The sequence below is a fragment of the Hymenobacter psoromatis genome (assembly GCA_001596155.1).
Classification (GTDB): Bacteria; Bacteroidota; Bacteroidia; order Cytophagales; family Hymenobacteraceae; genus Hymenobacter.
This window is the reverse complement of the sequence record CP014771.1, coordinates 386,664-412,305: the sequence shown is the minus strand read 5'-3', so window position 1 is coordinate 412,305 and position 25,642 is coordinate 386,664. Positions and strand designations below refer to the sequence as shown.

The following is a 25,642-nucleotide window of genomic DNA, read 5'->3' as shown; positions in this document are numbered from 1 at the left end:
AGGCTGTGAGACGGGGTAGCGCTTCGCTTTACAGTCCGTACTCCTGGATTTTTCGGTATAGCGTAGTGTGCGCAATACCCAGCACCCGCGCCGCCTCGGCCTTGTTGCCACCCACTTCTCGCAGAATGCGCCGGATGTGCTGCATCTCGGCATTGCGCAGGCTGCGCTCGTCTTCGGCGGCCAGGCTCGCGGGGCCGGGCGCGGCGGCCAGCTGCACTTCGAGGGGTAGGCCGGCTACTTCTACCGACTGGCCGGGCGGCGTGAGGATGGCGGCGCGCTCCAGCACGTTGCGCAGCTCGCGCACGTTGCCGGGCCAGGGGTAGGCTTGCAGGGCGGCCAGGGCCTCGGGGGCCAGGGCCAGCGGGGGCCGTTTCAGCTTGGCGGCAAAGTAGTTGAGGTAGAAGCCGGCCAGCTCCGGCACGTCGGCGCGGCGGGCGCTGAGCGGCGGCACCGGCACCACGAACACCGACAGGCGGTAATACAAATCGGGCCGAAAATTGCCTTCGGCGGCCTCCTGACGCAGGTTGCGGTTGGTGGCCGCCACCAGGCGCACGTTGGCGCGGGTAGGCCGCGTGTCGCCCACCTTGATAAACTCCTGGCTTTCGAGCACCCGCAACAGTTTAGCTTGCAGATTCAGCTCCAGCTCGCCGATTTCGTCCAGAAACAAGGTGCCGCCGCTGGCTTCTTCAATCAGCCCCTTCTTATCGGCCACTGCCCCGGTGAAGGCACCTTTTTTATAGCCAAACAACTCCGATTCGAGCAAATCCTTGGCAAAAGCGCTGCAATTGACGGCCACGAATGGCTTGGCGGCGCGCCCGCTACCTTGGTGAATGGCCTGGGCAAACAGCTCCTTGCCCGAGCCGGTGGGGCCTTCGAGCAGCACGGTAGCCTCAGTGGGTGCCACCTGGCGGGCCAAGTGCTTGGCCGCTTCCAGGGCCGGCGCGTGGCCCAGTATGGTTTCAAACGTGTGGCGCTGGCCCACTTGCTTTTCCAACTCGGCCACCCGGCGCTGGAGGCGCGCCCTAGCCACGGCGCGGTCCACCACCACCACCAATTGGTCGTCGGAGTCGCCTTTGGTGAGGTAGTCGAAGGCGCCGGCTTTCATGGCGCGCACGCTGTCGGGCACGGTGCCGTAGGCGGTCAACAGCACCACTTCGGCCAGCGGGGCTTTCTGCCGGAAGCGCGGCAGCAGCTCCACGCCGTTCGCGTCGGGCAGCTTTACATCGCAGAGAATGAGAATAATATCGTCGGCGTGCTCGGCCAGCAGGGCCAGGCCGCGGTAGGCGTCGGGGGCTTGCAGCACGGCGTAGCCTTCCAGCTCCAGCAGCCGCGCCGTGATGGTGCGCAGGTGGTTTTCATCGTCGATGAGCAGGATGGTTTCGGAGCTGGGCGCGTGTGGCATGGACGCAAAGGTGGGGGGTAGGGCGCAGCTTCCGCTTCGTGCGCGAACGCGGCGAACAGTTGGCATACGGGCCAAGCGGCGCGGTTATGCCGGCTCGCTACGCTCGCGCACGAAGCAGAAGCTGCGCGCTACTGCCCCTACTGGCCGTACCTTTGCGTGGCCACCCGTGCGCGGGCCAGCGGCTGATTTTCGCCCTACCCCCCGCTTCACGCCTCACTTGCTTTTATAGTGGCCCCTGCCGGCCCCGCCATGATTTCCATTTCTGACCTCGACTTCCATTTCGGCTCGCGTGCCCTCTACGACAATGCCAGCCTACACATCAAACCCAAGGATAAAATTGGCCTGATTGGGCTGAACGGCACCGGCAAATCGACCCTGCTGCGCCTGCTGGTGGGCGAATACAAAGCCGACGGCGGCTCTATTTCGATGAGCAAGGAAGTCTCGCTGGGCTTTCTCAACCAGGATTTGCTGAGCTACGACACCCACGAGTCTATCCTCAACGTGGCCATGCAAGCCTTCGCGGAAGCGCTGGAATTGCAGAAAAAAATCGACGCCATCCTCATCGAGTTCGAAACCAACTACACCGACGACCTGGTGGAGAAGCTGGCTGACCTACAGGAGCGCTTCGAGGCGCTGGGCGGCTACACCATGCAGTCCAAGGCCGAGGAGATTCTCGAAGGGCTGGGCTTCACAACCGAGGAATTGCTAAAGCCGCTGAAGTCGTTTTCGGGCGGCTGGCGGATGCGCGTGATGCTGGCCAAAATCCTGCTGCAACAGCCCTCGCTGCTGCTGCTCGACGAACCCACCAACCACCTGGACCTGCCCAGTATCAAGTGGATAGAAAACTACCTGGCCGACTACGAGGGCGCCGTTATTATCGTGAGCCACGACCGCGCGTTTCTCGACCGCACCACCAATACTACCGTGGAGGTGCTGGGCGGCAAGCTCGTGCCCTACGCTGGTAATTATTCCTATTATCTGGAGGAAAAGGTAGAGCGTAACCTCATCCAAAAAGGTGCTTTCGAAAACCAGCAGGCCCAGATTCGGCAGGCCGAAAAATTTATCGAGCGCTTCAAGGCCAAGGCCAGCAAAGCCAAGCAGGCCCAGAGCCGCGTGAAGGCGCTCGATAAAATGGAGCGCATTGAGGACGTGGCCCAGGACGCGGCCAAAATCAACATGAAATTCACCTTCAAGGTGGAGCCCGGTCGCCACGTGCTGCGTATGGAGCATGTGACCAAGAAGTACGACCAGAAGCTGATTTTCCGCGATACCAACGTGCACATTGAGCGGGGTGATAAAATCGCGCTCATCGGGGCCAACGGCAAGGGCAAATCGACGCTCATGCGCCTCGTGGCCGGCACCGAAGCCCCCACCGATGGCAAGCACCAGCTCGGCCACAACGTCATCATGTCGTTCTACGCCCAGCATCAGCTTGAATCGCTGACCCTGGAAAACGAGATTTTGCAGGAGATGAGCGAGGCTGGCTCGAAGCGCAACGACATGGAATTGCGCTCGGTACTCGGCTCGTTTCTGTTCACCGGCGAGGAAGTATTCAAGAAAATCAAGGTGCTCAGCGGCGGCGAGAAAAGCCGCGTGGCGCTGGCCAAAACCCTGATTTCGGAAGCCAATTTCCTGCTGCTCGACGAACCGACCAACCACCTGGATATGGTGTCGGTCAACATCCTCATTCAGGCCCTGGAGCAGTATGAGGGCACGTTTATCGTCATCAGTCACGACCGGTTTTTCGTGGAAAACGTGGCCACCAAAATCTGGTATATCGAAGACTTCCAGCTCAAGGAATACCCCGGCACCTACGCCGAGTATGAGCTTTGGCAGGAGGACCGCGAGAAAGCCGCCAAAAAAGCCGGCCTACCCAGCCCTTCGGCCAGCAAGCCCCAGCCCAAAGAAGAGAAGAAAACCGAAGCCACTCCCACTAAAACCGCTTCGCCCGACCAAAAGAAAGCCCTGCGCGAAATAGCCGAGGTAGAAGCCACTATCGACAAGCTGGAAAAGGAAATGGCCATCTATGAAAAGCAATTGGCCGACCCGAAAATTTATCAAAACACGTCACAGCTAAAAGACACAACGGTGAAATTTGAGCAGGTCAAAAAGGACTTGGCCAAGATGAATGACCGTTGGGAAATGCTAGCGGAAATGTAAGATTTCTTATTAGGACTCACGCAAATCGTTTGTCATTGCGAGCAAAGCGAAGCAATCGCACCAGAACGAAATCGTTCGGGCATCGTTCGGGTACGATTGCCGCGCTTCGCTCGCAATGACAGACGATTTGAGTAAGTTCTATTGAAAGAACGTCATGCTTCACTTTATTCAGCATGACGTTTTTTAATTAATTCGAAACCTTCTGAGCAGGCACTATTTCTTATCCAGAAACTTAAATATCTCCACGTAAGCGTCTTTTAGCTCGCCGGAATTGGGGCTGTGAAGGCCTTGCGGTATAAAAAGAACTTCGTTCTTTTGCTTGTCTTCGTTGAGCAAATCCACGAATTTTACAAAGGTTTCGGGCGGCACCTGGTCGTCTTTGCCGCCGTGCCAGATAAAAAACGGCGGGTCGTTTTTATCAAAATACGTTATCGGCTCGTATTTTCGAATAAGCTCTTTGGGCGCATAATCGGTGGTTTCCGGGAAAAGCGCGAAACCGATTTCCTTCATAATGGGCACGTCGTTGCTCATAAATACCTTTTCCACCACGTCTAAGCCATCGACCGGGCCGGAGAAGTTGATAACTCCGGCAATTTTAATTCCCGCGTCCAGCTTGTTGGGGTAAGTCGGGTCGTTAGCCGTTACCGCCACCATGCTGGCGATGTGCGCGCCGGCCGAAAAGCCCGTCAGAATTACCCGGTCTAGATTCAGGTGATACGTATCGTTGTGGGCTTTCAAAAAATTCAGCGCGTAGGTTAAATCTTCGGTGGCAACAGGAATTCCGCGTTTAATTCGGTAATTCAGATTGACCACATTCATGCCTTTTTTCAGATAAGGCTGAATGTACCGCTCCTCACGCGACTTGTCGCTGATATAATAGCCGCCACCGTGCAGAAAAACGATGGTGTAGTTTTTACTTTTTAACTGCTTGACATTTTCTGCCAGATAAATGTCCATATCCTGCTCCTTATCAGCACCGTAGGATACGTCTTTTGTCACCTTGTAGGCAGCTTGTATCTGCTCAGGAGTTTTATCAACCAGCGCGGCTAATTTAACGGAGCATGAGCTACAGACTACCGAAATAAGCAGGCTGAGAAAAAGAGCATTTTTATTCATACAGGAAGATTTATTTCGAATTATTGGCGACGGGAGAATGCTCGCTTGGCAATCTGGAACACAGACAGCGGGCATTCCTGCTTCGTACGCAAATTAGCAGGGGGTAGCGCACATTTCTGCGTACTACCCCCTGCTAATTTGCGTACGCTCAAAAACTAACCTGCCGTGCTGCTGCAACGGGGCTTTATTTCAGGTTGGCCAGAACTTTATTGGGCAGCCAGAATGGTTTCCCAAAAGGCGGCCGACGTCATGGCTAGCGCAGCTTCACTCAGCTTTTCGTACGTATCGGTGGGCTGGTGGTAGTGCCTGAACAACGGGGCCTGCGCCAGTATTTCCATCAGCTTGGTGGTGTCGGCCTGCTGCGCCAGGGCCTGGAAATAGTGCTGCGCAATCGCCATATCCTGGTCCGTGATGCACGTTAGGGTAAAGGTGTCGCGCAGCCCGGCTTGGCGAAAAGGCACGTGGTCGGCGGTGTTGGTCACTATCTGGTCAAACCGGCGGCAACTTATTTGCTGGCGCCGGGCAACTGCCTCAAATGCCTGAAGCAGCGGCCCACTGCGTGAGCCATCTACAGGCCACAGGGCAAACTTATCGCCCATTCCGACCAGCTCCATATTGAGCAGCCCCGCCAGGTTGGCGATGCCGTAGTGCGCAACATAGGCCCGCGAGCCCTTGAGGCCCGCTTCCTCTTCGTCGAAAAAAAACACCCGCACGCCGGCTTCGCTGCCGGCTTTTTGGTGCTTGCGAATAATATCGAGGCCGACGGCAATGGCCGAGCCATTGTCATTGGCCCCGGCCGAAACGGGCACGCGGTCGAAGTGCGTACCCACCCCGATTTTACCGGCTGCCCGGCCCAAATCGACGAGCAGGTTGGTGCCAGTGGCGTATTTCTGCTCCACGTAGCGAACGCCCAGCGCGTCGAGATGCTCAATAATCAGCGCGCGCCGCGTGGCGTTGGACTGGCCATCAAGCAGTTTTACGATTTCCCGAAGCTTCATTTAAGTTGAGGAGCGGCTGTGTTTTGTTGAAATGACCAGGGCCAAACCCCGACCCAGGCCGGCTGCGGCTCACACCGGCACTGGGAGCCACCGGGCGAATGTAGCGCGCCGGCCGGCCGCGCCAAACGAACGGCCGTACTTTCGTTCCATGCGCTTTCGCCCCCTCTCCTACCCCCTGCTGCTGCTGGCGGCCGGCTGCGTGCCGCTGGGCACCCCCATCACCAACCCCAACGCGCCCGTGAGCCAGCAGAAACCGGCCGAATACTACGCCGACCGCACGCTGCGCTACCTCGACTATATATATGACCCCAGCGTGCGCAGCGTGCAGTGCTACGTGCCCACGGGCCAGGCCACTGACATTTTCAACCCGCCCATCGTGCCGCTGAGCCAGGAGCAGCCCGTGACGCTGGAGTTTGACGTGCTGGGCGAGCAAGCGCCGCGCCTCACGGCCAAGCTCATTAACTGCGACCTGAACTGGACGCCCTCGCAAATCACGGACATGCAGTTTCTGAGCGAGATAAACGAGTTTACGCTCACCAACTACCAGACCTCGGTCAATACTAAAGTGCCTTATTACCACTACACCTTGCAGGTGCCGCGCGTGAAGCTCAGTGGCAATTACCTGCTGGTGGTGCAGAACCAGGCGGGCGCGCCGCTGCTCTCGCGCCGGATGCTAGTGTATGAAAACCAAGTGGTTGCGACGCTGCAACAGGGCATTCTGGCCGGCGGCCTGGATGCGCGCTACGCCTACCAGCAGCTCAACTTCAACATCAATTACAGCGCCGTGGCGCTGGTGAACCCGGCCGCCGAGGTGAAGGTGGTGCTGCGCCAGAATTTCCGCTGGGACAATGCGCACTACAACCTTACCCCCACCTTCGTGAGCGATGCCGACCGCGTGCTGCAATACCAGTATATCAACTACGAAAACGCTTTTCCGGGCCTGAGCGAGTACCGCTACTTCGATACCCGCTCCTTGCAGGCCAATGGCATGGGCGTGGCGCGGCTGCTGCGCCAGGGCACCCCGACACAGGTGGAGCTGCTCGAAGAGTCCACCCGCAACGGCCTGGCCTACAACCAGTATGTGGATGCCAACGGCCAGCGCGTATTCGAAAATCGCGAGTACGGCAACGGGGCCTATAATGCCGACTATGCCCAGGTTACCTTCAACCTGAAGGCCGCGCAGCCCGCGCCCGGCCCGGTGTACATATTTGGCGCGCTCAGCGACTGGCAGCTCAAGGATGAGTTTCGGCTGACGTACGACTCGTTGCAACAGCGCTACACCGGCCACGCGCTGCTCAAGCAGGGCTACTACAACTACGATTACGCCGTGGCCCCCAAGCGCGCCGGGGCCGCGCCCGACGAAATTTACTTCGAAGGCACCCACCAAGAAACCGAAAACCAGTACGACCTGCTGGTGTATTACCGCCCGCCGGGCACCCGCACCGACCTGCTCATCGCTTACCAGGCGGTGGATTTGAATAAGCGCTGAGCCGCCCCGTGCCACGCTAAAAAAACCGTGCTGACCCTGAATCTGGTCGGCACGGTTTTCGCGTAAATAGGCAGTGGGACTAACAATCATTAGCCAGCCATATTAGTAAATCTAACCCCGCCCCAACAACTAACCGATTCATTTTGTTTTCACCCAGTTAACGCGCCTGAATGGGAGATTTTACGCCGGATTATTTTTGCCAAAATTTTTAGTTTATACAAATTTTTCGTATCTTTGGTCATGCGTAAGACACAGCTCCCTACCCCCCTTCCCGTGCAGCAATTTGCCCGCTGCATCGACGACACGGCCCGCCCCACGGGCTACGTCGGCGACTGGCCCACGGCCGGCCGCGTGTATCCGGTGCGCGTGCTACCCCACGCCCAAACCGGCAGAGCCCACGTGCACGTGCTGGGCTTTTATGCCGAGCGCCCCTACGGCGCCTTTGCCGCCCACCGCTTCGAGCAGGTGGCCACGCTCTGGATGAACTAGCGTTGCGTAGTAAGAGCAAGGGGAGTAACTGCTGTTACGCAACGGGGAGTAGCGCGAACGTTGTAGTTCGCGCTACTCCCCGTTGCCATCTCGAATAAGATAGGGCGTAAGAGCAAGGGGAGTAAGTTGAGTAAGGTCGTTCAACTACTCTGAACGACTTTACTCAACTTACTCCCCTTGCTCTTACTACTCCTTACTTAATTACCTGCGCGGCCACGTCGAAGGTGGCGGCGGGCGGCTGGGGGTTCATCTCGGCCAGGGCGGCCACTACGATTTCGGCGACGGCCAGGTCGCGGGCGCGCTTGCTGTTGGCCGGAATCACGTACCAAGGACTATCGAGGGTAGAGGTAGCGGCCAGGGCTTCCTGGTAGGCCACCTGGTAGCTGTCCCAGAGGGCGCGCTCCTTGAGGTCGTCGGGCTGAAATTTCCAGCGTTTTTTAGGTTTGTCGAGGCGGGATTGCAGGCGCTTGGCTTGCTCTTCTTTCGAGATGTAGAGGAAGAACTTGATAACGCGGGTGCCGCTGCGGGTTAGTAATTGCTCGAAGTTGATGATGTCCTGGTAGTGTTGCTGCCAGGTGAGGGGCTGGATGAGGCCGTGGACCCGCGTCACGAGCACATCCTCGTAGTGCGAGCGGTTGAAGACCCCGATGCGGCCTTTGCCCGGCGTGTGCTGGTGAATGCGCCACAAAAAATCGTGGGCCAGCTCTTCGGCGCTGGGCTGCTTGAAAGATTCCACTTCGATGCCGGCCGGGTTCACGCCCGTGAGCAGCACCCGGATAGTGCCGTCCTTGCCGCCGGTGTCCATTGCCTGAAACACGAGCAGCAGGCTACGGCGGTCCTCCGCGTAGAGGTTTACCTGGTAGTCGCTGAGCTGCTTGCGCAGTTCTTGCTGACGCTCGCGCAGCTTTTTTTGGTGACGGGAAAATGGCTCGGTGTTATTCGGGTCAATGTCGGCGAGCCGGAACGGAACGCCGGGCTGCACCCGCACGGCCGGCGTAGCGGGGTCAGTGTCCAAATGAGCGGTGGTGGTCATGGCTGAAGGAAAGGGGCGGGGTAGCAGCGACCACTGTTAGTCGCTGTTTCGTTAAACGAAAAAGGTCGGCCGTAACGTTGTCTTTATACTGGACTTCCCGCTAATCGTCCGTCATAGCGAGCGCGTTGCGCAGCAAGCAATGACAACTAGCTGTCAGTTAATAATTACCAACCAAGCCCCGCAATGCTCCTTCTTCCTCGCGTTTTTCGCCGGCTGGCGGTAGCTGCCGGTCTGTCGGCGCTTTTGCTGCTGGCGGCGGCCCCGGCCAGCCGGGCGCAGGCCCCTACCCCCGCCGACATGCCCGCTAGCCAGGCGGCCGGCATTATCCGCGAAATAACCGACGCCGTGGGCTTGCAGCCGCGCTTCGAGCTGCGCGCCACCGACCAGGTAGCTAATGCCGCGGCCGTGGTGTACGGCGGCAAGCGCTACCTACTCTATAACCCGCAGTTTCTGGCGGCCGTGAACCGCGCCGGCCACACCGACTGGGCCGGCATCAGCATTCTGGCGCACGAGATGGGCCACCACCTCAACGGCCACACGCTGCGCGGCGGCGGCTCGCAGCCGCAGGACGAGTTGGAGGCCGACGAGTTTTCAGGCTTCGTGCTGCGCCGCCTGGGGGCCAGTCTCGCCCAGGCGCAGGCCGCGATGGCCGCCGTGTCGCCCGAGGAAGGCTCGGAAACCCATCCCGGCCTGGCCCCGCGCCTGGCCGCCATCAGCCGCGGCTGGAACCGCGCCACGGCCCAGATTGCGGCCAGCAACCGGGCGGGTGCCCAGCCGTCGGCCCAGCCCATCGCGCTGGCCCCTACCCCCCGCCCCGCGGCCGAAGCCGACGAGGATGACCAGGACGACAACGATGCCCCACTTGCCCGCAACGCCAGCGCCGCACCCGTGCGGCTGGTAGGGCAGCTCACGTTTCGCGCTAACCCTGATGAGCCGTATTACCTGACCAGCGCCCTGAACGTGGTGCGCCTGGCCGATGAAAGCAGCGCCGACGACGACGGGGCCGTGCGCGAGGCGCAGGTAGTAGGCCACCTGCGCCGCACCGGCGACACTACTTTTCCGTTCGTGCTCGAAGATGACCGCCAGCACCAGCTTTTCATAACGCCCAGCGGCGACGTGTACGACCGCGCCGGCCAGCGCGTGGCCAAGCTAAAGTGATGAACAAGGAGCAATGAGCAGTGAACAATGGGGTTGGCCTCAACTGTTCATTGCTCATTATTCCTTGTTCACTGCTAATTACCTACCGTGCCCGAATTACCCGAAGTCGAAACCTACCGCCGTTTTATAGACGAAGTGGCCGTGGGCCAGACGATTACCGGCCTCGAAGTGCGCGACGCGCACGTGCTGGCCGTGCCCGAAGACGAGCTGCGCGCCGCCCTGCTGGGCCGCACCATTACTGGCACCGGCCGACTGGGCAAAAACTGCTTCTTGGAGTTGGATAATGGCCGCCTGCTGGTATTGCACTTCGGCATGACCGGCGACATCGGTGCCTACCGCGACGCGCCCGATGCCCCGCGCTTCACCCGCGTGGCTTGGCAGCTCAGCGATTCGGGCCTGAATTTGGCGTTTATCGACCCGCGCAAGTTTGGCCGCATCCGGCTGGCCGATAGCGCCGAAGCGTACCAGAAAGCCAAGAAGCTCGGCCCCGACGCGCTGCAAATAACTGCCGCCGAGCTGCACCAGAAACTCAGCCGCCGCAAGGTATTCGTGAAGCCGCTGCTGCTCGACCAGAGCCTCACCGCCGGCCTCGGTAACTGGATTGTGGACGAGGTTTTATTTCAGGCCAAAATTCACCCCGAGCGTTTAGGTAATTCTTTGTCTGAGAAGGAAACCACGGCGTTGCACGCCGCCATTCAATTAGTGTTGACGACGGCGATTCAGCACGAGGCGAATTACCGGCTTTTCCCGAAATCGTTTCTCATTCACGCCCGCGAGTGGGACGAGTCGGCTACCCCCGGCAGCGACGCGCATACCTTTTGCCCGCGTCACCCGAAGGTGAAAATCGAGAAATTTTACGTGGGCGGCCGGGCCACGTATAGCTGCCCGAAGTGCCAGCCCACGCCGGCCTAACACCTGGCCCGCCTACCCGCTTACAACATGTAGCCGCACGACCCCAGGCCAATCAAAAATACCAGCAGACCAGCCAGGGCGAAGCCGTTTATCCACTGCGGCTTGTGAAGCAAGGCTGCGACCAGAATGGCGAATACATCAGGACCAGCAAGGAGTACGGCCGTGAAAAACAGCACATACGCAATGTCCTTGGGGTGAGGCTTACCGCTCACCGCATCTGGAGTGACTAATGAATATGCCAGACCGCCGGCCAGCAGGAGCAACAGGGCATTCAGCGCCAATGGCACGACAAGGCCATGCTTGGAGGCTGGTGATTTTGGAGGTAAAGCCATAAGGCGCGAAGGCTGATTAGTGCATACCGCCCATGTTCGACAGCAGTAGCGCACACACGCTGAGCCCAATCAGCAGTAGCGCCAGGCACGAGAGCACGAAGGCGATAACGTAGCTCATGCGCCCACCGGAAATACGCACGATGAGCGCCGCCAGCCCGTTGATAACAACCAGCCCCAACACGCTGCTCGAAATAACGCCCACCTCGCCGCCGCTAAAGCCAACCACGAGTAGCAACAGGCCCAGATTGAGTATCAGCGGCCAAGAAACCGTTTTTTTATCCTCCGGCGCGGGCGGCGGCAATTGGGGCTCGCTCATATAATTCCCAGGCGTTCGCCGCGTAATTCTTCCAGCCGCGCCAATTTTTCCTGGTCGCGGTAAAAGATATTCATCGTTTCGAACGGAATAATTTTCAGGTCCTTGCTCACGATGTGGACGCAGGATTTTTTCACGGCGCGCACGTCGAAATTCCAGGCGTCCATAAATTGCAGAATAATTATTCGGAATAAATTATCGTAGCCCAGGTTGGGTGCCGAAACCTGGGGTAGGCAGCATAATAATTGGTCCATTTCGGGCACCACCGTATCAACGGTGTTGGCGGTGCTGAATAATTTGAGCAGGTGCTGGCGCAGACGCGGGTCGCGCTCATACACGATGGTGTTGCCGCCGCTCTGGAGCAAGTCGGCGGGGTCGATATAGCGGGTGAGCGGGAACACTTCGCCGTCGAGTTTGAGGGCGTAGGCCATTGCCAGCGCGTCGGGGTTGCAGGGCACGGGTAGTAAATCCGCGGCCGTGAAAACCGAGCTTTGGTCGATGATGCCCTGGCGCACTTCGGTGAGCGAAAACGAGTCGGTTTCGGGGTTGAAATTATCGAGCCGGCCGGCGGCCTGGGTGGGCTGAAACGTGACGCCGCGAATACACTTCTGCTTGAGCGCGTAGTCGATAATATCGCCCATCTCGTCGTCGTTCAGCCCCTTTTGCAGGGTCACGACCAGCGTGGTGCTGAGGTTGTATTTATTGAGGTTCGCAATGGCCTGCTGGCGCACCTCGCGCAGGTCGCGGCCGCGCATTTTGAGTAATACTTCCTCGCGGAACGAGTCGAATTGTAAATACACCTCAAACGCGCCGGAGTAGGTAGCCAGCCGCGCCACAAAAGCTTCGTCTTTGGCCAGACGCACGCCGTTGGTATTCACCATTAAGTGTTTGATGGGCTTGCGCTTGCACATATCCAGAATTTCCCAGAACTGCGGGTGCAGCGTGGGCTCGCCGCCCGAAATCTGCACCACGTCGGGCTCGCCCTCGTTGGCCACTACCAGGTCGAGCATCGCCTCTATTTCTTCGAGGGTGCGATGGCGGCCGTGGGTAGGGCTGCTTTCAGCGTAGCAGGTGGGGCAAGTGAGGTTGCAGCGGTCGGTCACCTCAATCACGGTGAGGCAGGAGTGCTGCTCGTGGTCGGTGCAGAGGCCGCAGTCGTAGGGGCAGCCGTAGTGCGTGGCCATGTTGAAGCGGCGCGGCGTCTCGCTGGGCTTCACGTAGTTACGAATGCTTTTGTAGTACTCGATGTCGGTGGCGATGCGCACCTTTTGCCGCCCGTGCTCGGGGCAGCGCTTGAGCATGAACACATTGCCGTCCTCAAAGACGATTTTGGCTTCGATGCGCCGCAGGCACTGCGGGCACAGGCTGAGGGTGAAGTCGTAGTAGGTGTAGGGGCGTTCAGGCATAGGAGGGGATTTACCTAATTGATTTCTTGTGTAACTGACGGTATTCATCACGCAATAGCGCGTACAAAATCAGGTTCTCCAAGAAGCTTTGTGTTTGCAACTGGTTAGAATGTATTTCTTGAACCAAATCAAAAACACCTAAAATTATTTTACCTGCATCATTAATTAGGTATGGTGCTTTTGAGAATATGTACTCAATTACAGCTTTCCGCTTGGCTTGTCCAAGTTTACCAACAGTTAGTGTACCATCGTGCCAAATAGTAGCTGTATTCTTTTCTAAAGTTACGTACTTATCAAGCCTAAGCTCAAGCGACATGTGACTTGACTTAAAATCATCAATTGCAACTGCTAGAATCGTAGCACCATTTCGATTACCCCACTGCGGGTCATTCACAGTTTTCATTATCCCGGTTATGGTCAGTGAAATAATTTGGTTATTCTGCTCACGGTCCTTCAGTATAAAGTACCGATATTCCGTTCCAAAAGCACCTCCACCAGCATTACCAAACTGAGCAAGACGGATGCCTGCATCTTCAATCAATTGAACTTTATCCAATACTTTGGGCAATATTTTATCTTTGGCATCAAATAGCCAGCCCATTAGGTTAAAAATTATAGGATAAAGGTTAGGATTTGTTTCTTCTCCTATATATCCGTTATCGAAACATTCTGCCAGAATATCTCCTGGAATGGGCTTGCTAAAATCAACCCGCTCATATTCCAACTCTTCATATTCCAAGTAGTCAAGCGAATTCTTGTTTACTAATTCTAAATAGGTTGGCATATTCAATAACTCACGCCAACTACCTTTTTCATCCCGTTCCGCAGCATACGACTCTATCCCGTTTGTCACTAATAGCACCCTAGCTTGAACAAATTCATCGTATCGCTTAACCTGCTCCACTACTGCGTCCGACAAAAACTGAGTAGGTGCTTTACACTCTATTAGTATTAGAGGCGCATCCTGATGTCCTCGAACAATGATATCAGCCCTTCCTTTTTGTCCTTTAGTATAGTGACTCATTGGAACTTCTGCATCAATGCTATTAGCAGGAACTTGTAGTACTTCAATGAAATACTTTATCACAGCTTGTCGAACAGCCTCTTCTGGAGTAGAAATAACAAGCTTTTTACGAGCATAACACAGATAACAGTCCAAGCTATTTCTCTTGTACTTAGTGGTAGGCTGGTGCTTTTGATAATCAATATCAATCATCTTCTTGACTGTTTATCTAATAATTCCCGAAATGCCTCCGTATCCACCACCGCTACCTTCGGAAACTTTACATCTCGCAATGCCCGAAAGTCGCGGCCGTGACTGACGAGACACTTGGCATTGGCGGCAATGGCGCAATCTACAAATCCGTCGTCATGGTTGCGGAGCAGGTTTAAATCGCAGTAGGCATGGGGCGTCCGGGCATGGGACGAAATGACCATCTATAAGCGAAGTGGAAAATTACTTTCTACTGATGCAGTGCTTGCTGCACTTCGTAAGCGGTTATTTGGTGCGGGTAGTTTTCATACACAATATTATCCTCATTCAGCTGATAGCCTTTGGCCAGGCACTCTTGGGCAAACGTTAGGCACTGACGGGCGGCGGCTTCGCGCCCTTCGGCCCGGTAAGTTAGGGCGAGGTAATAATTGGCATCGGGGTGTTGGGCATACTGCTGCAGGCACTGCTGCAAATACTGCTCGGCCAGGGCGTATTTCTTCATTTCGAAATAGAGCACTCCCAGGTAGAACAGGCTGTTGAAATGCACGTTTGCTTCGGCGGAGGACGCTTTTTGCAAAGCAATGTCGCGCTTAAAGTCGCCTTCCGCTTGGGCATACTGCCTGGTTTCGAGGTGGCAGAGGCCCTCGAAAAACGGGTAGGTGTGGTCCATTTCGCGGCCCTTGGGGTTGAGGCGGGCCGCCTGCTGAAAATCGACTAGGCCGCCCGCGTAGTCCTTGGTTTTAATGACTTTCAAGAAGCCCCGGTAGGCTAGCCAGGTGCGCGGGTCCAGCGCCACGGCCTTGTCTTCCAGCGCGAAGGCTTCCTCCCATTTTCCATCCTTCACGAGCGGCACGGCCTTGTGCTGGTAGGCCACCGCGATATTGGGGCAGCGCGCAATTAGGCTATCGCAATACTGTGCCCAGCGCGGGTCGAGGTAACCGTATTTTTCGGCACCCCGGTCAATGTAGCGCGCTACCAGCGAATCCTGGTAAGCCTTGCTGCCGCAGTCGGCGGAAACCGAGCGAGCGGGCCCGGCGGGCTGGGCGTGGCCGGGCAGCGGCCCGGTTAGTAAACCGCTAAGGAGTAACAGCCACCACTTTGCCATCCTGCATTTTGAAGTTTAAATACGTAATGTAGCGCACCGGGTGCGCCGCCTGGCCAACCCGCCACTCGGTAAGGGTTTGCAAATAAGCATACAGGGCGGAGACCAAGGCAGGCGGAAAGGCAAAGCGCCGGTAGGTAGCGTCCGTTTGCAATACTTGGGTGCGCGGCTCGCGGTGCCCCTGGCAGTCCACAATAAAGCGGAAGGTGATGTAGCCGCTGCCCGCGTACGCCTGGCCCCGCTGGCGCAGAAATGCCTGCGCCTCACGCAGCAGCGTGTCGGAGCTGCGCGGATACTTACCGGCTACCTGATAGTAGCGGGCCACAGCCGCCTCGGCGCACGCCGAATTGCGGCTGCTGGTCGTATCCATATAGACCGCACTACCCACGGTAATTTGCTGGGCCAGCCCCGGCCAAGTCAAAAGTGCCAGTAGGCCCACTAATACATAAGTCTTCAAAAACATTCTAGCAAAGTAACGTGCGGCCGTTGGCTTGAGAAATTCCACTAACAGGCGAAGTACTACAGCGACAAGGGAAAAATCAACTCCCGAAACCCTTCCGTATCTACCACGGCCATCTTCGGAAACTCAATGGTCCGCAACACCCGAAAGTCGCGGTCGTGGCTGACAATGCACACGGCATTGGCGGCAATGGCGCAATTCACGAATTTATTGTCGTTGGGGTCGCGGAGTAGGTTGAAGCGGTAAGTGGGTTCTATTTCAATGAGGTTACGCCGGGTAAGGAGGGAATCTACACTATCCTGGCTCACAATCGGCCCCATGTGGCGCTCTACTACCTCAACGTATTCAGCTAAAATCTAGGTGGTTATGCATAACTCGTAAGTACCAATCCGGAAGCCAGTGTAAGGGCGACTTATCTGACACGCAGACGAGCAACACATTGGTATCAATGACGCAGCGCAGCATTCTCCTCGGTTTTACCAGTTCGCATTTTCGTGGTCAGCATTCGCTCTATATCGGCTTCCGTCCAGTTGTTGGCACTTACCAAGCATTAGCCCCAGCAATGGCGCGCTTAGCAAAAAAATCGGCCAGCAGCTGCTTGATTTCTATTAATTCTTCCTCCGGCAAATCGCGGGAATACAGCCGCAGCAATTCCAGTTGAAGATTACTAAAGTGGGGCGAGGTTTCAGGAATCGCTTGCATAGCGCTGCCTATAAATTGAATGGCCTAATGTACTTCAAACGCAGCATCTGGCTGGCGGGTGCCCTTGCGCGTCCACAGCCAAACGTAATACCCTACCCCCCCCACGCACGCCCACTGGATGGCCGTGAGGCCCAGGCCGGCCAGCGCGGGCGTGGGTTTTAAAAACTCTACCAGCAGGCGAAACAGCAGGTAGCCGGCCAGAAACAGCTCGAAGCGGCGGCCGTCGGGCAGCGGCCGGCGGCGACCTAGCAGCCAGAGCAGCCCGCCGAGCAGCAGCAAAAAGCTGATTTCATACAGATTAGTAGGGTGGCGATAAATACCATCGCCGAAATCCATTCCCCAGGGCAGGCGCGTGGCGGTGCCGAAAGTGCCGTCTTCGAGGCCGCTGAAGTGGCAGCCGAGCCGGCCGATGGCCAGCCCCAGCAAGACGGGATAGACCATGAGGTCGCCGCTGCTGCTGCGGATGCCGAGGCGTTTTTTGGTCAGCTCTACCCCTATCAAACCACCCAGAAAGCCGCCCACAATCGTTTTATTGGTGGTGTAGTAGAGCCAGCCGCCGGGCGGGTGCAGCAGCAGCTCGGGGTGTTCGAGCAGGCCCAGCAGGCGCGAGCCGAGCAGCGCCCCGGTGGCCGCGCCAATGAAGATGAACTGCCGTCCCTGGTCGCTGATGCGGTCGGGGGTGCGGGCGCGCAAGTACGTGTAGAAGCGGTAGCCCAGCGAGTAGGCCAGCACCTCGCACAGCAGATGCACGGGCAGGCGAAAATGGCCCAGGATGAGCTGAACGGGGTAATTTATCTGAACCACGGATTCGGCGGATTTTTCGGATTAACCGGATTTTGTGGACGAACACTTACGTGAGGATGGATAAGAAAACGGACAAACATCCAGAAAGGGCTACCACCCGGACAGCCCTTTTTTGCACTGCATAAGAAGGATATTCGGCGGTGGTCTAAGCGATGGTGGGTTATTACCTTCGTTTATGATTTCAACTATTTTGACATGCGCCAAATGTACCAGCCAGCGCCTCCAAAAAAATGGGTCGAGTCGCGGCAAAGCCAAATATCGCTGCCACGACGGTGGTCATCAGGCCGTTTTCGCGCCTGCCGCGCCCCAACGGGCCACCTGATATGAGCAGGTAAGCAAGCTGTTAGGTGAACGTAACTCGCAACGTAGCATCGTAAGGGTTATGGGGGTTGCACGCATGACGATTGCGCGGTGAATAAAAAAAGTCTCGGGAGAAGTCGAGCCAGAAGCGGTGTTAGAACTGGAGGAAGTGTGGACCTTTGTCGGCAAACGCAAACGAAAAGGTATGGCTTTGGCTGGCCATCGAACGGGCCTCGCGGCGCATCGCAGGCCGGGTGCCAGGCTGTCGGGGCGCGGCCACGGGGCGGCGGCTTTTTTAGATGCTACCCCTTCGTTATCAGCGCAATACCACGTACTACCCCGATGCCTGGGAGGCATACGCCACGGTGCTGCCCGCCGCGGCGCACCGACCTGGTGCCAAAAGCAGTGGCCAAACTAGCCTCGTGGAAGCCCTTAATTGTTCGCTCCGCCACCGCGGTGGAGTGTTGGTGCGCAAATCCTGCTCATTCAGTAAATCACTGACCATGCACCACGCAATAATTAAAATAGGTATTGACAGTCACAATAAATAAATAAATCACCACGATTTAGACCACCGTCGGATATTCGTCCACAAAATCCGATTAATCCGAAAAATCCGCCGAATCCGTGGTTCAGACTACCGTCCCACCATGCCCATCGCGGCTTCGGGGTAGCGGGTGCCGGCGGCGGCGCCCAGCGGCAGCAGCTCGTCGAGGTGGCGCAGCTCGTCGGCGCTGAGCGTTACGTTTACGGCACCCACGTTTTCTTCGAGGTATTTCACGCGCTTGGTGCCGGGAATGGGTGCCAGGTCGTCGCCCTGGGCCAGCACCCAGGCTAGGGCTAGCTGGCTGGCGGTGACGCCTTTGCTTTGGGCCAGGTCGCGCAGGTGGCCCACCAGCTGGAGATTTTTGTCGAAATTCTCGCCCTGGAAGCGGGGCGAATGGCGGCGGTAGTCGTCGGGCGCGAAGTCCTCGAACTTCTGGATTTCGCCGGTGAGGAAGCCCCGGCCCAGCGGCGAATACGGCACCAGGCCGATGCTCAGCTCGCGGAGCAGGGGTAGGATTTCCGCCTCCACGTCGCGGCTCCAGAGGCTGTATTCGGTTTGCAGGGCCGAGATGGGGTGCGTGGCGTGGGCGCGGCGAATGGTGTCGGGGCCGGCCTCGCTGAGGCCCAGGAAGCGCACTTTGCCTTCTTCCACGAGGCGGCTCATGGCCCCCACGGTTTCTTCGATGGGCACGCTGGGGTCCACGCGGTGCTGGTAGTAGAGGTCAATATGGTCGGTGCCGAGGCGCTGGAGGCTGCCCTCGGCCGCCTGCCGCACGTAGTCGGGCCGGCCGCTAATGCCGTGCTTGCTGGGGTCGTTGGGGTCGCGCACGATGCCGAACTTAGTGGCCAGCACCACCTTGTCGCGGCGGGTTTTATCGGCTTTGAAGAAGCGGCCGAGCAGCTCCTCGTTGGTGTAGGGGCCGTACATGTCGGCGGTGTCGAAAAACGTGACGCCCAGCTCCAGGGCGCGGGCCAGGGTGCGCAGGCTTTCGGCGTCGTCGCGCTGGCCGTAGAAATCAGACATGCCCATGCAGCCGAGGCCGAGGGCAGAAACAGTGAGGCCGGAGCGGCCGAGTTGGCGAGAATTCATCAAGAAAGGAGAAATGGACCGTGGGCAGTGAACAAGTAAGACGCGCATTGTTCCCTAATCAGTGCGCACGGTTCATTACGTATTACTCCCGACCTTTGCCGAATGAAAAAATTGCTGCTTTTGCCGCTGGGTGCGGCGTTTGGCTTGCTGAGCCTGGGCCTGCCGGGCTGCGGCTCCAATTCGAAGACCACGACGGCCACCCCCGAAACGACCGACTTCACTACCCAGGCGCATGCCCTGGAAGACACCCTGATGAGCCGCCACGACCTGGCAATGGGCCAGGCCGAGCAGCTTTTTGCCCTTAAAGCCCAGCTCACGGCCGCCAAAGTGCCCGCCGGCGCGCCCGTGCTGACCAGAATGCAGGCCGCCGACCACGCCATGATGGGGTGGATGCACCAATATCACGCCCCCGACAGCACCGCGCCCGGCGCGCTGCGCCTGACTTACCTTAAAGACCAGCGGCAGCAGCTCGGCGGCATCGAGCAGCAGCTGCGCGTGGCCATCGACTCGGCCCAGGCCACCCTGCGCCGCGCCGGCCGCTAGCCGCCCCCTACCCCCTCCCTTTTTGGCGAACGACTAGGTGCCGCCAGTGGTTTAGTACCTGGCGGGCCAGCGCCTGGCCGGCCGCTTTTGCTTTTGGCTTAATTATGATGCGTTTGAGATTTTTGCCCCTGGCCGCGCTGCTCGCGCTGGCTGGCTGCGGCACCGGCCCCACGGCCGACATGGGCAGCGACGCGCAGCCCGATGCCTCCACTACCCTGCCCTACATCGGCAACTCGGAGCGGCAGGCGGGGCCCGGCCAGGACTCGGTGACGACGCACGCTACGGTGCCAGCCTTCCGGCTGCACGACCAGGATGGCCACCTCGTGACCAACCAAAGCTTGGCGGGCAAGGTCTATCTCACCGACTTTTTCTTCGCCACCTGCCCCGGTATCTGCCCCAAAATGCAGAGCGAAATGCTGAAGGTGTACAAGCAGTACGGCACCACGCCTAACGTGCGCTTCCTCTCCCAAACCATTGACCCCGACCATGATAGCCTGGCCGTGCTGCGCGACTACGCCCGCCGCCTGGGGGTAGGCACGCCCGGCAGCAGCTGGCGCTTCGTGCGAGCCAGCCGCGACACGGCCTACGCGCTGGCCGCCGCCTATTTCACCGGGGCCATGCCCGATGCCAAGGCCCCCGGCGGCATTGCCCACAGCGGCACGTTTGCCCTCGTCGATGACCAGGGCCACGTGCGCGGCCTCTACGACAGCCTCAACCCGCAGGAAGTAGCCCGCCTGGAAAAGGAATTGCCCGTGCTGCTGGCCGAGGTAAAAACCCGCCAGGGCCAGCCAGTAGCCGCTCAGCGCTAGCCCTTTAGCCCTCGCTATGGCTGCTCCCGCCTTTCGCTGCTTATTTTTTAACCTGCTGGCGTTGGGGCTGCTGCTGGCCCTGCCCTCCTGCTTCACCAACAAGGGGCACCAGGGTGAGCGGCTGTATGGGCAGCACTGCGCCAGCTGCCACGGCGAGCAGGGCCAGGGCATTGGGCAGCTGGTGCCGCCGCTGGCGGGCTCCGACTACCTGGCGCAGCACCCCGGCCAGTTAGCGTGCATTGTGCGCCAGGGCCTGCGCGGGCCGATTGTGGTAAATGGCGTGAGCTACAACCAGTTGATGCTGGGCGTGCAGGACACGGCCACCCACCACCACCTCTCGCCGGCCCAGATTACCAACCTGCTGAACTTTGTGGAAAGCCACTGGGGCAACCACCCCGGCCCGGCCGGCGTGCGCACCATTGCCGGCACCGAAGCCGAGCTGCGCGCCTGTGGCGAGCGCTAGCCTACCTTTGTTTTTCAAGGATGAGTGCTTACTGAGTGCGTTTTAATCAGCCTCTTTCCTGAAACCCAACCATTGCCTAGTACTTATTACCTATTACCACTTCTATGGGTCTCTTTGACTTTCTGAAAAACAAACCGGAGTCGGCCCCGGCCCCTACCCCCCCCCGGCCAGCGATGCCGCTGCTACTCCCAACCAAGGGGCAGCGCCAGCCAAAAGCGGCCCCCGCTACCAGGGCTCGGCCCACGTGGCACCGGCCGCGCCAGTGCCTACCCCCCTGCCGGCTGCCCAAGCCGGCCCCGGCCCACTGGCCCCGCCGCCCCTGCCGGAGTTTCCGTTTGAGCCGCAAAACGTGCTGGAACACTTGCTGCTGCTGGCCCCGGTGGATGAGAATGCCCGCCCCGCCTTTTACCAGGCGCTGCTGCAGGAGAACATTCTGATGGTGCTGGCACCCGATGAAAACATTGGCCTGGGCGAAGTGCAACTAGCAGAGGGCCAGCAGATTCAGCTGCAAGTGTTGCAGGATGGCCGCCTGCCCATCTTCACCTCCGAGGCGCGCCTCAGCGACGGCGGCATGGATGCCAGCACCGTGAGCTGGGTGGCCATTCCGGGCCAGGCTTTTTTTGGCATGACTCAGGGCCAGGACTGCGTGCTGAACCCCTTCTCGCCGGCCGGCAAGCTGCTGCCGGCGGCCGAGATTCAGGCCCTGCTGGAAGGCCAGCTGGCCGGCGGCGGCAGCGCCCTGCCCGCCGATGCGCAGGTGACGCTGAGCGTGCCCGACACGCTGCCCGAGGGCCTGGCCGAGTCGCTGGTCGAGTTTGGCACAGCCAGCCCCAACATTCGCAAAATTTACCTGGCGCAAATGCAGCTGGTGGGCAACGACAGCCAGCCGCCGCGCCTGCTGCTGGGCTTCGAAACCCTGGACCAGGACCCCGCTTTTATGCAAGAGCTGGGCCCCGCGCTGGAAGGCCGCACCGGCGATTTTCAGCACGTGGATTTGATGCTGCTCGACTTGAACTCAGACGAGGGCGTGAACCCTTATTTCCGCCAGCCCGACGTGCGGCCGCTGTACGAGGCGTAAACGTCGCTTCGCTTAAACTAAAGGGGGTGGGAACCGGCAAGCCAATGGGCTGCGTGGTTCCTACCCCCTTCTTTCAAGCGAAGCCTTACAAACCGGTGTTACGCAACGGGGAGTAGCGCGAACTTTGTAGTTCGCGTCCCCGCGCCGTTAAAGCCAGTAGAACGGCGCGGGAACGCGAACTACAAAGTTCGCGCTACTCCCCTTCGCCATCTCAAATAAGATAGGGCGTAACAGCAGTTACAAAGTAGTGAAGCTTTTTGCGGGTCGCCAGCCCGTCATTCCGAGCTTGCCGAGGAATCTCGCTCGCATCGTTCGAGCCTTGTGCAACGATGCGAGCGAGATTCCTCGGCAAGCTCGGAATGACGGGCTGGCGATTTTCTCTACTGCTTAGAACAGCGGCATTATCCGACCACGGTGGTGGCCTGGGCGGCGGCTTCGGCCTGCTCGTGGCGGTCGATGAAGCGCTTGAACAGCGGGCGCAGGCCAAAGTAGAGGGCCAGCACTACCGGCACCGCCGCCACGGCCCAAATGAGGAGGGCACCCAGCTCGGCGCGCCAGAGCAGGTGCAGGACGTGGCCCCAGCCATCGGTTTTAATCATACCCTTAAGCTGGGCCATGCTGAGGTGCGCTACTTCGCGACCCTGGCCCAGCAGCGTGGCTCCCCAGCGCAGAAACGGCAGAATCAGCAGCAACTGCAACGGACTCAGCACGTGGCACACCAGCTGCATGGCCGCCACGTTGAGCTTGAGGCGCAGAGCCACCGCCGTGCTGATGATGGTGGTAAGGCCGAAGGTGGGAGCCAGCCCAAACGCTACTCCCAGGCCGGCCGTGAGGGCCAGGCTGCCGGGAGCCAGGCCCGCCTTGAGCAAGCTCATGAAGGGGTCAACGAGGCGACGCTGAATCCAGGTGCGGGGCGGGGCGTCGGGAATGGTCCGCACCCCGGTGGCGGAAATGGAAGTAACTGTCATGCGTAACTAGCCGGGAAAATACGTATTAGTAGCGCGCCCCGCCGCTGAACGGGCGTGAAGCCGGGCTTTCTGGCGGCCGTCCCTTTGTACCGGATTGGGGGCAAAATGTTGTCGCTCCCGCGTTAAGCTTCTCATGTCCAATAACCTATCTCCTACCTCGCCGCTGCCCCATCATTGGCCCTGGTGGGTCGAGCAGTGGCTGCTGCTGCGCCGAGCCGCCCGCGAGCTGGCCGCCAACGACCCGTTGCGGCTGGGCGCGGCAACGGCATTTTTCACGTCGTTCGCGCTGCCGCCCATTGTTATTATTCTGGTGCAGCTGCTGGGCTCGGTGTACTCGGCGCGGGGTGCGCGGCGAATGCTGCTCACCAAGCTCGGCCAGATTATTGGCAGCACGGCCACGGAGATGGTTGAGCAAACGGTGCATAACGTGGGCCACGCGAGCCGCAACCGGCTTATTACCTGGCTGGGTTTCGCGTTTCTGGTGTTCGTGGCCACCACGCTGTTCACCGTTATCCAGCACTCGCTCAATCAGTTATGGCAGGTGCGGCCGCGGCGGCAGGTAAGCCAGGTATCGGTGGCGCTGCGCGAGCGGGTGCGCTCGGCGGGCGTGCTGCTGGCCACGGCGGCGCTCTCCATGCTGGCGTTCTCGGCCGATGCGCTAGTGGGTGTTTTTGCCGACGCGATAGCCGATTTCGATGCCACTTTCGCCTATTACACGGTGCAGACGCTCAATACCCTGGTGAGCCTGCTGATTCTGGCCGTGTGGTGCGGCTTTGTATTTCGCACCCTGAGCGCGGCCAAAGTGCCCTGGCGAGCGGTGCGGCGCGGGGCGGTGCTCACGGCGCTGCTTATCGGCGCGGGCGAGCGGGTGCTGGGTCTGCTGCTGGTGGGCCGCGACCTCGGCCCCATCTACGGGCCGGCGGCCAGCACGGTGCTGGTGCTGCTGTTCGTGTTTTATTCAGCGATGATTTTTTACTTCGGCGCGGCCTTCACTAAAGTATATGCCCACCACGTGGGGCTGGATATCCGGCCCAAAAAAACCGCCGTGCGATATAGGCTGGTGAACGTGGCGGAGTAGGGATTAATGACAAGTAGCTAACAGAGAACGTCATGCTGACGAAGGAAGCATCTCTACCGCACAATTTGGTCTAACGATTGAGGTTAGTTACGCAGTAGAGATGCTTCCTTCGTCCGCATGACGTTCTCTGTTAGTCACTATCCCCTACCCTCTACCGCAAGCCGTACCTTTGCTGGATGCAAGCTGACCCCGCCGCTCCGGCCTCGTTTTCCGATTTCAACCTCTCGCCCGAGCTGCTGCAAGGCGTGGCTGAGCTGAATTTTATCCACCCTACCCCCGTGCAGGCGCTGGTGCTCCAGCCGGCCCTCGATGGGCAGGACGTGGCCGGGCAGGCCCCCACCGGCTCGGGCAAAACGGCCGCTTATGGCCTCGCCATCCTGGCGCAAATTGACCCCGCCGCCAAGGCCGTGCAGGCCATCGTGCTGGTGCCGGCCCGCGAGCTGGCGCTGCAAGTGCGCGACGCGCTCAAGGCATTGGGCAAATATATGCCGGCACCCGGCCTGCGGGTGGCGGCCCTCTACGGCGGCCACGCCATGCGCGACGAGGTGCAGACTTTGCAGCAAACGCCCCACGTAGTAGTCGCTACCCCCGGCCGCCTGCTCGACCACCTCGAAAAGCGCCAAATTATTCCTAACCAGTTGAAAGTATTGGTGTTGGACGAGGCTGACAAGCTGCTGGATTTGAAATTCCAGGAAGAGATGGCGACCATTATCAGCCGCCTGCCGCGCCGCCGCCAGACGCTGCTGTTTTCGGCTACCATGCCCGATAAGGTGATGGCCCTGGTGCGCGACTACCTCACCCGCCCCCGGATGCTGACCGCCGCTGGCGGCATCAACGGCGAGATAATCGGCGCGGCCCTTCCCGCCTCGCTCACGCTGCGCGGCCACGTCCTCAACGCCGTGGAAGACAAGCCCGCCGCCCTCTACCACCTGCTGCAACAGCCCGAAACCGGCCAGACGCTCATCTTCGCCAACACCCGCGATAAGGTGGAGGAGTTGGCCCAGTTTCTGCGCGGCCGCGGCGTAGCGGCCGAAGTACTGCACGGTAAGCTGCCCCAGCCCGAGCGCGACAAAGCCCTGATGAAGCTGCGCAATAATTCGGCCCAGGCCCTGGTAGCCACCGACGTAGCCGCCCGCGGCCTCGACGTGCCGGCCCTCGACACTGTTATTCAATACGACCTGCCGCACGATGCCGAAACATTCCAGCACCGGGCCGGCCGCACGGCGCGGGCCGGCGTAGCCGGCACCGCTCACCTGCTGGCTACCCCCCCGAGCAAAGCCGCGTGCAAGCCTGGCCCGCCGCCCAGGCCGTGCAATGGAAGCGCCTGGCCCCGCCCGCTATGCCGCCCGCCAACGCCGCTAATAAGTTGCCACGCCCCGAAACCATCACGCTGCACGTCACGGCCGGCAAGAAGCACAAGGTCAGCGCCCACGACCTGGTAGGCGCGTTCGTCAATGTCGGTGGCCTGGAGCGCCATACCGTTGGCCGCATCGAGGTGTTCGACTTTTATTCCTATGTGGCCGTGCCGCGCAAACAAGCCGCCGAAATCCTCGAAAAGCTGAACGGCGCGAAGGTAAAAGGCGTGAAAGTGCGGGTGACGGAAGTGGCGTAAACTGGACCTGCCCCCCACGGTTACGCCTTACCACGTAGGGTGCGGGGCTTGCCCCCGCCCGGCGTT

25 protein-coding genes and 1 pseudogene are annotated in these 25,642 nt (G+C 59.2%); 12 read left to right on the top strand and 14 right to left on the bottom strand.

Annotated elements, in window-relative coordinates; translation table 11 throughout:
* Nucleotides 1-28: 28 nt before the first annotated feature.
* On the bottom strand, nucleotides 29-1,402 hold the full coding sequence (locus tag A0257_01885) for a sigma-54-dependent Fis family transcriptional regulator (GenBank protein ID AMR25970.1): 1,374 nt from the start codon (nucleotides 1,400-1,402) through the stop codon (nucleotides 29-31).
* A 249-nt stretch (nucleotides 1,403-1,651) separates the two neighbouring features.
* Between A0257_01885 and A0257_01880 the strand changes: the two genes are divergently transcribed.
* Entirely contained in the window at nucleotides 1,652-3,562 is a 1,911-nt protein-coding gene (locus tag A0257_01880) for an ABC transporter ATP-binding protein (protein ID AMR25969.1), read from the top strand.
* 213 nt (nucleotides 3,563-3,775) lie between these two features.
* On the opposite strand, the gene A0257_01875 is transcribed toward A0257_01880, so the two are convergent.
* Nucleotides 3,776-4,519 carry a hypothetical protein gene (locus A0257_01875; protein AMR25968.1) on the bottom strand — a complete coding sequence of 248 codons (744 nt, stop codon included), beginning with the start codon at nucleotides 4,517-4,519 and terminating at the stop codon, nucleotides 3,776-3,778.
* A gap of 365 nt (nucleotides 4,520-4,884) precedes the next feature.
* A complete protein-coding gene (locus A0257_01870) occupies nucleotides 4,885-5,676 on the bottom strand; it encodes a hypothetical protein (GenBank protein ID AMR25967.1) in 792 nt (263 codons plus the stop codon).
* Nucleotides 5,677-5,824: 148 nt separating this feature from the next.
* Here A0257_01870 and A0257_01865 point away from each other — a divergent pair, with 148 nt between their 5' ends.
* Together A0257_01865 and A0257_01860 are read left to right on the top strand one after the other, a co-directional pair.
* Nucleotides 5,825-7,165 carry a hypothetical protein gene (locus A0257_01865; GenBank protein AMR25966.1) on the top strand — a complete coding sequence of 447 codons (1,341 nt, stop codon included), beginning with the start codon at nucleotides 5,825-5,827 and terminating at the stop codon, nucleotides 7,163-7,165.
* Nucleotides 7,166-7,438: 273 nt separating this feature from the next.
* Entirely contained in the window at nucleotides 7,439-7,654 is a 216-nt protein-coding gene (locus tag A0257_01860; GenBank protein AMR25965.1) for a hypothetical protein, read from the top strand.
* Between the two features lie 193 nt (nucleotides 7,655-7,847).
* Here the strand turns inward: A0257_01860 and A0257_01855 are convergent, their stop codons facing one another.
* Nucleotides 7,848-8,687 carry a hypothetical protein gene (locus A0257_01855; protein ID AMR25964.1) on the bottom strand — a complete coding sequence of 280 codons (840 nt, stop codon included), beginning with the start codon at nucleotides 8,685-8,687 and terminating at the stop codon, nucleotides 7,848-7,850.
* A gap of 183 nt (nucleotides 8,688-8,870) precedes the next feature.
* Between A0257_01855 and A0257_01850 the strand changes: the two genes are divergently transcribed.
* Together A0257_01850 and A0257_01845 are read left to right on the top strand one after the other, a co-directional pair.
* Complete coding sequence (locus tag A0257_01850; protein ID AMR25963.1) at nucleotides 8,871-9,845, top strand: hypothetical protein; 975 nt, start codon at nucleotides 8,871-8,873, stop codon at nucleotides 9,843-9,845.
* 87 nt (nucleotides 9,846-9,932) lie between these two features.
* On the top strand, nucleotides 9,933-10,757 hold the full coding sequence (locus tag A0257_01845; protein ID AMR25962.1) for a hypothetical protein: 825 nt from the start codon (nucleotides 9,933-9,935) through the stop codon (nucleotides 10,755-10,757).
* A gap of 20 nt (nucleotides 10,758-10,777) precedes the next feature.
* On the opposite strand, the gene A0257_01840 is transcribed toward A0257_01845, so the two are convergent.
* The 9 genes and pseudogenes from A0257_01840 to A0257_01800 form a co-directional block, all read right to left on the bottom strand.
* Complete coding sequence (locus tag A0257_01840) at nucleotides 10,778-11,038, bottom strand: hypothetical protein (protein AMR25961.1); 261 nt, start codon at nucleotides 11,036-11,038, stop codon at nucleotides 10,778-10,780.
* Nucleotides 11,039-11,105: 67 nt separating this feature from the next.
* Nucleotides 11,106-11,405 (bottom strand): hypothetical protein, encoded by a 300-nt coding sequence (locus A0257_01835; GenBank protein AMR25960.1) that lies wholly within the window; start codon nucleotides 11,403-11,405, stop codon nucleotides 11,106-11,108.
* A complete protein-coding gene (locus A0257_01830) occupies nucleotides 11,402-12,808 on the bottom strand; it encodes a radical SAM protein (GenBank protein ID AMR25959.1) in 1,407 nt (468 codons plus the stop codon). Before A0257_01830 ends, A0257_01835 begins: the two co-directional genes overlap by 4 nt.
* A 10-nt stretch (nucleotides 12,809-12,818) precedes the next feature.
* The gene (locus A0257_01825; GenBank protein ID AMR25958.1) at nucleotides 12,819-13,727 is read right to left on the bottom strand and encodes a hypothetical protein; all 909 of its coding nucleotides are present in this window, start codon (nucleotides 13,725-13,727) and stop codon (nucleotides 12,819-12,821) included.
* A gap of 544 nt (nucleotides 13,728-14,271) precedes the next feature.
* Nucleotides 14,272-15,126: a hypothetical protein gene (locus A0257_01820; GenBank protein AMR25957.1), complete on the bottom strand. Its 855-nt coding sequence runs from the start codon at nucleotides 15,124-15,126 to the stop codon at nucleotides 14,272-14,274.
* Nucleotides 15,098-15,586, bottom strand: a complete 489-nt coding sequence (locus tag A0257_01815) for a hypothetical protein (GenBank protein ID AMR25956.1) — start codon at nucleotides 15,584-15,586, stop codon at nucleotides 15,098-15,100. Before A0257_01815 ends, A0257_01820 begins: the two co-directional genes overlap by 29 nt.
* A 56-nt stretch (nucleotides 15,587-15,642) precedes the next feature.
* Entirely contained in the window at nucleotides 15,643-15,903 is a 261-nt protein-coding gene (locus tag A0257_01810) for a hypothetical protein (protein AMR25955.1), read from the bottom strand.
* Between the two features lie 475 nt (nucleotides 15,904-16,378).
* Nucleotides 16,379-17,059 (bottom strand): annotated as a pseudogene (locus tag A0257_01805) (hypothetical protein).
* A gap of 967 nt (nucleotides 17,060-18,026) precedes the next feature.
* Nucleotides 18,027-19,025: an aldo/keto reductase gene (locus A0257_01800; GenBank protein ID AMR25954.1), complete on the bottom strand. Its 999-nt coding sequence runs from the start codon at nucleotides 19,023-19,025 to the stop codon at nucleotides 18,027-18,029.
* 102 nt (nucleotides 19,026-19,127) lie between these two features.
* On the opposite strand from A0257_01800, the gene A0257_01795 reads away from it, so the two are divergent.
* From A0257_01795 to A0257_01780, 4 genes are all read left to right on the top strand, one after another.
* Entirely contained in the window at nucleotides 19,128-19,568 is a 441-nt protein-coding gene (locus tag A0257_01795; protein AMR25953.1) for a hypothetical protein, read from the top strand.
* A 122-nt stretch (nucleotides 19,569-19,690) separates the two neighbouring features.
* A complete protein-coding gene (locus tag A0257_01790) occupies nucleotides 19,691-20,377 on the top strand; it encodes a hypothetical protein (protein ID AMR25952.1) in 687 nt (228 codons plus the stop codon).
* Between the two features lie 16 nt (nucleotides 20,378-20,393).
* On the top strand, nucleotides 20,394-20,840 hold the full coding sequence (locus tag A0257_01785) for a hypothetical protein (GenBank protein AMR25951.1): 447 nt from the start codon (nucleotides 20,394-20,396) through the stop codon (nucleotides 20,838-20,840).
* A 262-nt stretch (nucleotides 20,841-21,102) separates the two neighbouring features.
* The gene (locus tag A0257_01780) at nucleotides 21,103-21,918 is read left to right on the top strand and encodes a hypothetical protein (GenBank protein AMR25950.1); all 816 of its coding nucleotides are present in this window, start codon (nucleotides 21,103-21,105) and stop codon (nucleotides 21,916-21,918) included.
* Nucleotides 21,919-22,319: 401 nt separating this feature from the next.
* Here the strand turns inward: A0257_01780 and A0257_01775 are convergent, their stop codons facing one another.
* Nucleotides 22,320-22,886 (bottom strand): hypothetical protein, encoded by a 567-nt coding sequence (locus tag A0257_01775; GenBank protein ID AMR25949.1) that lies wholly within the window; start codon nucleotides 22,884-22,886, stop codon nucleotides 22,320-22,322.
* 133 nt (nucleotides 22,887-23,019) lie between these two features.
* Between A0257_01775 and A0257_01770 the strand changes: the two genes are divergently transcribed.
* The 3 genes from A0257_01770 to A0257_01760 all read left to right on the top strand — a co-directional run bounded on the left by A0257_01770 (nucleotide 23,020) and on the right by A0257_01760 (nucleotide 25,576).
* Complete coding sequence (locus A0257_01770; protein AMR25948.1) at nucleotides 23,020-23,964, top strand: hypothetical protein; 945 nt, start codon at nucleotides 23,020-23,022, stop codon at nucleotides 23,962-23,964.
* A 176-nt stretch (nucleotides 23,965-24,140) separates the two neighbouring features.
* Nucleotides 24,141-25,406, top strand: a complete 1,266-nt coding sequence (locus tag A0257_01765) for a hypothetical protein (GenBank protein AMR25947.1) — start codon at nucleotides 24,141-24,143, stop codon at nucleotides 25,404-25,406.
* Entirely contained in the window at nucleotides 25,331-25,576 is a 246-nt protein-coding gene (locus A0257_01760) for a hypothetical protein (GenBank protein ID AMR25946.1), read from the top strand. The genes A0257_01765 and A0257_01760 overlap by 76 nt, the downstream gene beginning before the upstream one ends.
* Nucleotides 25,577-25,642: the final 66 nt, after the last annotated feature.